Annotated in this window: 9 protein-coding genes and 1 tRNA gene; 9 read left to right on the forward strand and 1 reads right to left on the reverse strand. The window is 65.6% G+C overall.

The genetic code is table 11. The features are described from left to right. Positions 1 to 139: 139 nt before the first annotated feature. On the reverse strand, positions 140 to 484 hold the full coding sequence (locus FFS10_RS22040) for a YXWGXW repeat-containing protein (RefSeq protein ID WP_137896745.1): 345 nt from the start codon (positions 482 to 484) through the stop codon (positions 140 to 142). Positions 485 to 825: 341 nt separating this feature from the next. Between FFS10_RS22040 and thrS the strand changes: the two genes are divergently transcribed. The 9 genes from thrS (at position 826) to FFS10_RS22085 (ending at position 8,845) form a co-directional block, all read left to right on the forward strand. Continuing rightward, on the forward strand, positions 826 to 2,745 hold the full coding sequence (gene thrS / locus FFS10_RS22045) for a threonine--tRNA ligase (RefSeq protein ID WP_137896746.1): 1,920 nt from the start codon (positions 826 to 828) through the stop codon (positions 2,743 to 2,745). Between the two features lie 85 nt (positions 2,746 to 2,830). Continuing rightward, a complete protein-coding gene (infC, locus tag FFS10_RS22050; RefSeq protein ID WP_137896747.1) occupies positions 2,831 to 3,424 on the forward strand; it encodes a translation initiation factor IF-3 in 594 nt (197 codons plus the stop codon). Positions 3,425 to 3,598: 174 nt separating this feature from the next. Further along, positions 3,599 to 3,802, forward strand: coding sequence for a 50S ribosomal protein L35 (gene rpmI / locus FFS10_RS22055; RefSeq protein WP_137896748.1), 204 nt, complete (start codon positions 3,599 to 3,601; stop codon positions 3,800 to 3,802). Positions 3,803 to 3,828: 26 nt separating this feature from the next. Beyond that, complete coding sequence (gene rplT, locus FFS10_RS22060) at positions 3,829 to 4,188, forward strand: 50S ribosomal protein L20 (protein ID WP_137896749.1); 360 nt, start codon at positions 3,829 to 3,831, stop codon at positions 4,186 to 4,188. Positions 4,189 to 4,296: 108 nt separating this feature from the next. After that, on the forward strand, positions 4,297 to 5,334 hold the full coding sequence (pheS, locus tag FFS10_RS22065) for a phenylalanine--tRNA ligase subunit alpha (protein ID WP_137896750.1): 1,038 nt from the start codon (positions 4,297 to 4,299) through the stop codon (positions 5,332 to 5,334). A gap of 20 nt (positions 5,335 to 5,354) precedes the next feature. Continuing rightward, the gene (gene pheT, locus FFS10_RS22070; protein ID WP_137896751.1) at positions 5,355 to 7,793 is read left to right on the forward strand and encodes a phenylalanine--tRNA ligase subunit beta; all 2,439 of its coding nucleotides are present in this window, start codon (positions 5,355 to 5,357) and stop codon (positions 7,791 to 7,793) included. Between the two features lie 51 nt (positions 7,794 to 7,844). Next, a complete protein-coding gene (locus tag FFS10_RS22075; RefSeq protein WP_171016201.1) occupies positions 7,845 to 8,189 on the forward strand; it encodes an integration host factor subunit alpha in 345 nt (114 codons plus the stop codon). A gap of 97 nt (positions 8,190 to 8,286) precedes the next feature. Continuing rightward, the gene (locus tag FFS10_RS22080) at positions 8,287 to 8,742 is read left to right on the forward strand and encodes a MerR family transcriptional regulator (protein WP_137896753.1); all 456 of its coding nucleotides are present in this window, start codon (positions 8,287 to 8,289) and stop codon (positions 8,740 to 8,742) included. A 26-nt stretch (positions 8,743 to 8,768) separates the two neighbouring features. After that, a tRNA-Pro gene (locus FFS10_RS22085) sits at positions 8,769 to 8,845 on the forward strand. The last annotated feature ends 149 nt before the right edge of the window (positions 8,846 to 8,994 follow it).

Below are 8,994 nucleotides of genomic sequence, written 5' to 3' on the forward strand. Positions count from 1 at the left end.
TCGCTGGTGTCCATCCACCAGCACCTCCAGTGTTCCGCTTGAACCGCCGTATGCGGAACCGCACGTACGGTGGTGTGAGAGGGCTGAGGGGGTAACCCCTCACCCTACTCAATGCGCCGTCCGGTGGGCTTGCCGGCGCTCAGCGCACCCAGACGCCGCCGCGCAGTTCCCAGCCGCCGCGCTGACCGGGCGCCCAGCGGTGCGGCGCCCAGCGGTGGCCCGGAACCGGCCGCGCGTAGTGGCCAGGCACCCAGTGGTGCCGGCCGCTGCTCCAGCTCCAGTAGCCGCTGATCCAGACGGCGCCGGGGTAGGGTACGACCGGAATCACTTCGACATAGGGGGCGGGGGGTGCGACGGGGCTCAGGACCACGTCGCCCGTTCCATACACCGGCTGGGCCGGGTAGGGGGCCACCACGCAGGCCGACAAGGCCAGTGCGGACAGGGCGCAGGCAAGCAGGGTACGTGGGTTGAGTGAATGGCTCATGGCAGGTCTCCGACGGGTTGCCACGCCGCGACCGCCTGGCCTCGACGTTCTTTCCTAACGCCTTTGCGCATACCGGCGCCGACGCGCGTCATGACGTGAAACAGCTCTTTACCGCGCGCTGACAAATCTTCCCGTCGCGGCTGCCGCGGGTCGAGCGGTTAAAATGCCGACGTTTCATCCAGCAAGAGCGAGAAAGGCAGGCCGGTTATGACACCGCGAACTACGACGGCGAGGTTCTTCAGCCCCTGAGGTCGCTGGTCCGCGCGCCTTGGGCGCAAACTGCCATTCAGATACTTGTCGAGCGCGGTCCTTGCCGCGCTTTGTTTTTTCCGGAACACACCATGATTCAGATCACGCTTCCCGACGGCTCCCAACGCGAATTCCCCGGCCCGGTGACGGTGGCCGAGGTGGCCGCCTCCATCGGCACCGGCCTGGCCAAGGCGGCGCTGGCCGGCAAGATCGGCCAGGGTGAGGCAGCGAGGGTGGTCGATACCAGTTACCTGATCGCGCAGGACAGTTCGCTCGCCATCGTCACGGCCAAGGATGCCGACGGCCTGGAGGTGATCCGCCACTCGACCGCCCACCTGCTGGCCTACGCGGTGAAGGAGCTGTTCCCCGATGCCCAGGTCACGATCGGCCCGGTGATCGAGAACGGCTTCTACTACGATTTCTCGTACAAGCGCCCCTTCACCCCCGAGGACCTGGTGGCGATCGAGAAGCGCATGGCCGAGCTCGCGTCCAAGGACGAGCCCGTGGTGCGCCGCGTGCTGCCGCGCGACGAGGCCGTGGCCTACTTCATGGGCCTGGGCGAGCATTACAAGGCCGAGATCATCGCCGGCATCCCGAGCAACGAGGACGTGAGCCTGTACCGCGAGGGCGGCTTCGAGGACCTGTGCCGCGGGCCCCATGTGCCCAGCACCGGCAGGCTCAAGCACTTCAAGCTGATGAAGGTGGCCGGCGCCTACTGGCGCGGCGACCACCGCAACGAGATGCTGCAGCGCATCTACGGCACGGCCTGGGCCAGCAAGGACGAGCTGCAGCAGTACCTGACCATGCTCGAGGAGGCCGAGAAGCGCGACCACCGGCGCCTGGGCCGGGAACTCGATCTGTTCCACATCGACGACCATGCGCCGGGCGTGGTGTTCTGGCATCCCAAGGGTTGGACCGTGTGGCAGGGCGTGGAGCAGTACATGCGCCAGGTCTACCGCGACAACGGCTACCAGGAGGTCAAGGGGCCGCAGCTGCTGGACAAGTCGCTGTGGGAGAAGACCGGCCACTGGGACAAGTACCGCGAGAACATGTTCACCACCGAGTCGGAAAAGCGCGACTACGCGCTCAAGCCGATGAACTGCCCGGGCCATATCCTGATCTTCAAGCAGGGCATCAAGAGCTACCGCGACCTGCCGCTGCGTTATGGCGAGTTCGGCCAGTGCCACCGCAACGAGCCCACGGGCGGGCTGCACGGCATCATGCGCGTGCGCGGCTTCACGCAGGACGATGGCCACATCTTCTGCACCGAGGACCATGTCCTGGCCGAATGCACGGCCTACACCGCGCTGCTGCAGAAGGTCTACCAAGACTTCGGCTTCAGCAGCATCATCTACAAGGTCGCGACCCGGCCCGAGCAGCGCATAGGCAGCGACGAGAGCTGGGACAAGGCCGAGCAGGCGCTGATGGAAAGCCTGCGCGCCTCGGGCTGCGACTTCGAGATCGCGCCGGGCGACGGCGCCTTCTACGGCCCCAAGATCGAGTACACGCTGAAAGACGCGATCGGCCGCCAGTGGCAGTGCGGCACCATGCAGGTCGATTTCTCCATGCCCGAGCGCCTGGACGCCGAATACGTGGGCGAGGACGGCGCCCGGCACCGCCCCGTCATGCTGCACCGCGCCATCGTCGGCAGCCTGGAGCGCTTCATCGGCATCCTGATCGAAGAACATGCCGGCGCGCTGCCGGCCTGGCTGGCGCCGGTGCAGGTGGCGGTGCTCAACATCACCGACGCGCAGGCCGAATATGCCCAAAGCGTGGCCAAAACGCTGCTAAATCAAGGGTTTAGGGTTGATCTGGACCTGCGCAACGAGAAAATTACGTATAAAATACGGGAGCATTCGTTGCAAAAGCTTCCTTACATCCTCGTCGTGGGCGACAAGGAAAAGGAAGCCGGTGCCGTCGCAGTGCGCGCGCGGGGTAACAAAGACCTCGGTGTGGTGTCCCTCGATGCGTTCGTTGAGCGCATCGCCGGAGATGTCGCTTCTAAAGCCTGATTGGATTCAAACAAGCTTTGGTCCGCGTGGATGCGGCGGAAGGGGCCACCTTGTCGTGGCAGTAAAGTTTTTGGGGATTTGAGCCATCGCTACTGAATTTCGTGACCGTCGCCAGCGCGAGGAACGCAAGCACCGCCTGAACCGTGAAATCATGGCCCCCGAGGTTCGCCTCTCGGGCCCGGAAAACGAGCCCCTGGGCATCGTGAGTCTGGCCGAGGCCCTGCGCATGGCGGGCGAGCTGGATGTGGATCTGGTCGAGATTGCCGCGATGGCGAGCCCGCCGGTCTGCCGCCTGATGGACTACGGCAAGTTCAAATACCAGGAGCAAAAGCGCGCTGCAGAAGCCAAGGCCAAGCAGACGGTCATCGAGATCAAGGAAGTCAAGTTCCGTCCGGGCACGGACGACGGCGACTACAACATCAAGATGCGCAACATCCGGCGCTTCCTGGCCGAGGGTGACAAGTGCAAGATCACGCTGCGCTTCCGCGGTCGCGAGATCACGCACCAGGAAATCGGCATGGCGCTGCTGCAGCGCATCCGGGACGAACTGGCGGACCTGATCGTGGTCGAGCAGTTCCCCAAGCTCGAAGGCCGGCAGATGATCATGATGATCGCGCCGGGCAAGAAGAAGGTGGTCGCCAAGCCCACCTCCGAAGCCGCACCGACGGCCTCGGCCTGAGTTGCTCAGGCTTGGATTTGCAGTGCGGCAACCCCGCACTGCAAGCGCGATGGTCCCCATGGGTCCATCGCGACGCGGCGGGTTTCACGACCCGCCGCATTAGTGGCTCGGGGCCATCAAGGCTGCAAGGAGTTTGCAGACGCCTCACGAGCACAATGAAGAAGGAGCATTCACATGCCCAAAATGAAGACCAAGAGCAGCGCCAAGAAGCGCTTCCGTGTTCGTCCGGGTGGCACCGTCAAGCGCGGTCAAGCCTTCAAGCGTCACATCCTGACCAAGAAGACCACCAAGAACAAGCGCCATCTGCGGGGTGCAGTCGCCGTGCATGAGACCAACATGGGTCACATGGCACAGATGCTGCCGTTCGCCGGCCTTTGATCAACTGACGAACAAGGAGAACACTCATGCCTCGCGTCAAACGTGGTGTAACGGCACGCGCCCGTCACAAGAAAGTCCTGGCCCTGGCCAAAGGTTTCCGCGGCCGCCGCGGCAACGTCTTCCGCATCGCCAAAGAAGCGGTGATGAAGGCCGGGCAGTATGCCTACCGTGACCGCCGTGCCAAGAAGCGCGTCTTCCGTCAGCTGTGGATCGCCCGTATCAACGCCGCCGCGCGTGAATGCGGTCTGACCTACAGCCAGTTCGCCAACGGCCTGAAGAAGGCCGCCATCGAAATCGACCGCAAGGTGCTGGCGGACATCGCCGTGCACGACAAGGCCGCTTTTGCTGGCATCGTGGAGCAAGTCAAAGCCAAGCTGGCCGCTTAATTCACGAGGCAGGCTGCCCCCGCGCAGCCTGCAGCGAAGTAAATCAAAGGGGTTGAGGCTTGCGAAGGCTTCAATCCTTTTTTTATTCCGGATGCAGGAAGAAGATCGATGAACGAGTTGGACGCACTGGTTGACAGCGCCCGCGCCAGTTTCGCGCAGGCCGCCACCCCCGCCGACCTGGAGAATGCCAAGGCCCAGTACCTGGGCAAGGCCGGGCGCATCACCGAACTCATGAAGGGCATGGCCGCGCTCAGCGTGGACGAGAAGAAGACGCGCGGCGCTGCCATCAACCAGGCCAAGCAGGCGATCGAGGCGGCCCTCAACGCGCGCCGCCAGGCGCTGGCCGACGCCGAGCTCGAGGCCCAGCTCAAGGCCGAGGCCCTGGACGTGAGCCTGCCGGGCCGCCAGCGCGGCCAGGGCGGCCTGCACCCGGTCTCGCTGACGATGGAGCGCATCGAGCAGATCTTCGGCTCCATGGGTTTCGAGGTGGCCCAGGGTCCCGAGATCGAGACCGACTGGTTCAACTTCACCGCGCTGAACACGCCCGAGGACCATCCGGCGCGTTCCATGCACGACACCTTCTACGTCGAGGGCGGCTACCTGTTGCGTACCCACACCAGCCCGATGCAGATCCGCCATGCGGTTCAGCATGTGAAGAAATACCAGGCGCGCCTGGATGCAGGTCAGGGTATGTCCGAGATCCGGGTGATCGCACCGGGCCGCACCTACCGCGTGGACAGCGACGCCACCCACTCGCCCATGTTCCACCAGTGCGAAGGCCTGTGGATAGGCGAGAACGTGAGCTTCAAGGACCTCAAGGTCGTGTTCACCGACTTCTGCCGCAGCTTCTTCGAGAGCGAGGATCTGGTGCTGCGCTTCAGGCCCAGCTTCTTCCCGTTCACCGAGCCCAGCGCCGAGATCGACATTCAGTTCCAGACCGGGCCGCTGGCCGGCCGCTGGCTCGAGGTCGCGGGCTCGGGTCAGGTGCACCCGCAGGTCGTGCGCAACATGGGGCTCGATCCCGAGCGCTTCATCGGCTTCGCCTTCGGCATGGGGCCGGACCGCTTGACCATGCTGCGCTACGGCGTGAACGATCTGCGCCTGTTCTTCGACGGCGACATCCGCTTCCTCAGCCAGTTCCAGTAATTCCCGAAGAGAACTACAAGATGCAATTCCCCGAATCCTGGCTGCGCGAGTTCTGCAACCCGCCGCTCTCCACCCAGCAACTGGCCGACACCCTGACCATGGCCGGGCTTGAAGTCGAGGAGCTCAAGCCCGTGGCCCCGCCGTTCACCAAGATCGTGGTCGGAGAGATCAAGGAGGCCGTCCAGCACCCCAACGCCGACCGCCTGCGCGTGTGCCAGGTCGACGTGGGGCAGGGCGCGCCGCTCAACATCGTCTGCGGCGCGCCGAATGCGCGCGCCGGCATCAAGGTGCCCTGCGCCCTGGTCGGCGCCGAACTGCCGCCCGGCGAGGACGGCAAGCCCTTCGTGATCCAGCTCGGCAAGCTGCGCGGCGTGGAGAGCCAGGGCATGCTGTGCTCGGCGCGCGAGCTGCAGATCTCGGACGAGCATGGTGGCCTGCTCGAACTGGCGGCCGACGCGCCGCTCGGACAGGACATCCGCGCCCATCTGCGGCTCGACGACACGCTGTTCACGCTCAAGCTCACGCCCAACCTCGCGCATTGCCTGAGCGTCTATGGCATCGCGCGCGAAGTGGCGGCGCTCACCGGTGCGCCGCTGAAGGCCGTGGACTTTCCCGCCGTCGTGGTCAGTCATGGCGACCGGCTGCCGGTCAAGGTCAGCGCGCCCGATCTGTGCGGACGCTTCTCCGGACGCATCGTGCGCCAGGTCAACACCAAGGCCCAAACCCCGCAGTGGATGGTCGATCGCCTGGCGCGCTGCGGCCAGCGCAGCGTGACGGCCCTGGTGGACATCTCCAACTACGTGATGTTCGAGTTCGGCCGCCCCTCGCACATCTTCGACTTCGACAGGATCCATGGCGGCCTCGAGGTGCGCTGGGGTCGCGCGGGCGAGTCGCTCAAGCTGCTCAACGGCAACACCGTGACGCTGGACGAGCAGGTGGGCGTGATTGCCGACGAGGTCCAGGTCGAGTCGCTGGCCGGCATCATGGGCGGCGACGCCACGGCGGTGTCGGACGACACCCGCAACGTCTACGTCGAGGCGGCCTTCTGGTGGCCCAAGGCCGTCGCCGGCCGCTCGCGCCGCTACAACTTCTCGACCGACGCCGGCCACCGCTTCGAGCGCGGGGTGGACCCGAGCCAGACCGTGGAGCACATCGAGCGCATCACGCAGCTCATCCTCGAGATCTGCGGCGGCGAGCCCGGTCCTGTGGACGATCACCAGGTCAACCTGCCCCAGCCCCAGCCCGTCACGCTGCGCGTGGCGCGCGCGGCCAAGGTCATCGGCATGCCTTTGACGCAGGCGCAATGCGCCGAGGCCCTGCGTGGGCTCGGCCTGCCGGTGACGGAGGGCGAGGGCCAGGTGACCGTGCTGCCGCCCTCGTTCCGCTTCGACCTGCAGATCGAGGAGGACCTGATCGAGGAGGTGGCACGCATGGTCGGCTACGAGCAGCTGCCGACCACGCCGCCGCTGGCCCCGATCACGGCCAAGATCCGCGCCGAGGCCGAGCGCAGCCCCTTTGCCGTGCGTCGCGCCCTGGCCGGCCTGGGCTACCAGGAAACCATCAACTTCAGCTTTGTCGAGGAGCGCTGGGAGCGCGAGCTGGCGGGCAATGCCGATCCGATCCGGCTGCTGAACCCGATCGCCAGCCAGATGAGCGTGATGCGCTCCTCGCTGCTGGGCTCGCTGCTGCAGGTGGTCCGCTTCAACACCGACCGCAAGGCCGAACGCGTGCGCGTGTTCGAGCTGGGCCGCGTGTTCCTGCGCGATGCCACGGTCCAGAACAGCGACACCACGGTGCAAGGCTTCGACCAGCCTATGCGCGTGGCCGGCATGGCCTTCGGCCCGGCCGAGCGCCCGAGCTGGGAGGGCAAGCCGCGGGCCGTGGATTTCTTCGACCTCAAGGGCGACGTGGAGGCCCTGCTGGCGCCGCGCCGCGCGAGCTTCGAGCCAGCCGAGCATCCGGCCATGCACCCGGGGCGCTGCGCCCTCGTGCGGGTCGATGGCCAGGCCATCGGTCATGTGGGCGAGCTGCATCCGCGCTGGCGCCAGGCCTACGAGCTGACGCAGGTGCCCGTGATGTTCGAGCTGGACCTCGCCGCCGTGCTGCAGCGCCCAGTGCCGCTCGCGCAGCCGGTGGCGCGCCACCAGGCCGTCGAGCGCGATCTGGCCGTGATCGTCGCCGAGAAGGTCACGCATGCCGAACTGATGACCGCGGTCCGGGCTACACCCACCGGCGGCCTGCTGCGCGATGCGCTGCTGTTCGACGTGTACCGGGCCAAGCCGGTCAAAGAGGACCAGGCGCCGGCCTCCGGCGGGCTGGGTGCCGGCGAGAAGAGCCTGGCCGTGCGCCTCACGCTCAACAGCGACGAGGCGACCCTGACCGAGGCGCAGATCGAGGCTGCCGTCCAGTCCGTGCTCGACCAACTGGCGGCGACGCTCGGCGCCCGCCTGCGCAGCTGAACCAGATCCAGGAGCCGCCACATGCCACTGTCACAGGAAGCCGATCAGCCCATGGCGTTTGCCGTCGAAAGCCTGGAAACGCCGGCCCTGACCAAGGCGCAACTGGCCGAGCTGCTGTTCGAGCAGATCGGCCTGAACAAGCGCGAGTCCAAGGACATGGTCGATGCCTTTTTCGACCTGATCGCCGACAGCCTGGTCGACGGGCGCGATGTGAAGATTTCCGGCTTCGGCAATTTTCAGATCCGCACCAAGGCGCCGCGCCCGGGGCGCAACCCGCGCACCGGCGAGCTGATCCCCATCGAGGCGCGCCGGGTCGCCACCTTCCACGCCAGCCACAAGCTCAAGGACCAGATCCAGGGCGATGGGCCGACGACCGAGAAGTCCACGCAGGTGTAAGTTTCTTGCGCGGGAGGCGGCTTCTTGCCGAGCAGCGGTGCAATCGAGGCTTAGTTGGAGTAACCTTACAGGTTTCAGCCGCAGAACCTTGATTTCAATGGAGAAACCTCTCCCGCCCATTCCCGCCAAGCGCTACTTCACGATAGGCGAAGTGAGCGAGCTGTGCGGCGTGAAGCCGCACGTGCTACGGTATTGGGAGCAGGAGTTCACGCAACTTCGCCCCATGAAGCGGCGTGGCAATCGCCGCTACTACCAGCACCACGAGGTGCTGATGATCCGCCGCATCCGTGACCTGCTGTACGACCAGGGGTTCACCATCAGTGGGGCGCGCAACAAGCTGCAGGAGCTGGCCCAGCTCGAGCGCGACAAGCACCGCTCGGGGGATGTCGCCTTCGAGGACAGCGAGTTGCCGGATTCGCAATGGCCGGAAGACGTGGACAGCGAGTTCGACCCGGCGGCCGCTGCGTCTTCCGAAGCCGTGGCGCCCCAAGCCCTGCGCCAGCTGCGCAAGGAATTGTTTGAGATTCGCGAGATGCTCTCGCTGATTGAGTGAATTACACGTTATAATTTGAGGCTTGACGGCGTGTAGCGCAGCCTGGTAGCGCACTTGCATGGGGTGCAAGGGGTCGCGAGTTCGAATCCCGCCACGCCGACCAAAACCACGGAAACCCGGTTCCCACAAGGAACCGGGTTTTTTCGTTGTGCGCCCGGCACGGGCGCACTCTTGGAGGTGCAAGTCCTCCCGTGAGTTGATCACAGCGAACGAAGCGAAGCGCAACTGCATGAGGGTGACCGAGTGTGGGGA

It is taken from the genome of Ramlibacter sp. 2FC, from assembly GCF_005503345.1.
Classification (GTDB): Bacteria; Pseudomonadota; Gammaproteobacteria; order Burkholderiales; family Burkholderiaceae_C; genus SCMQ01.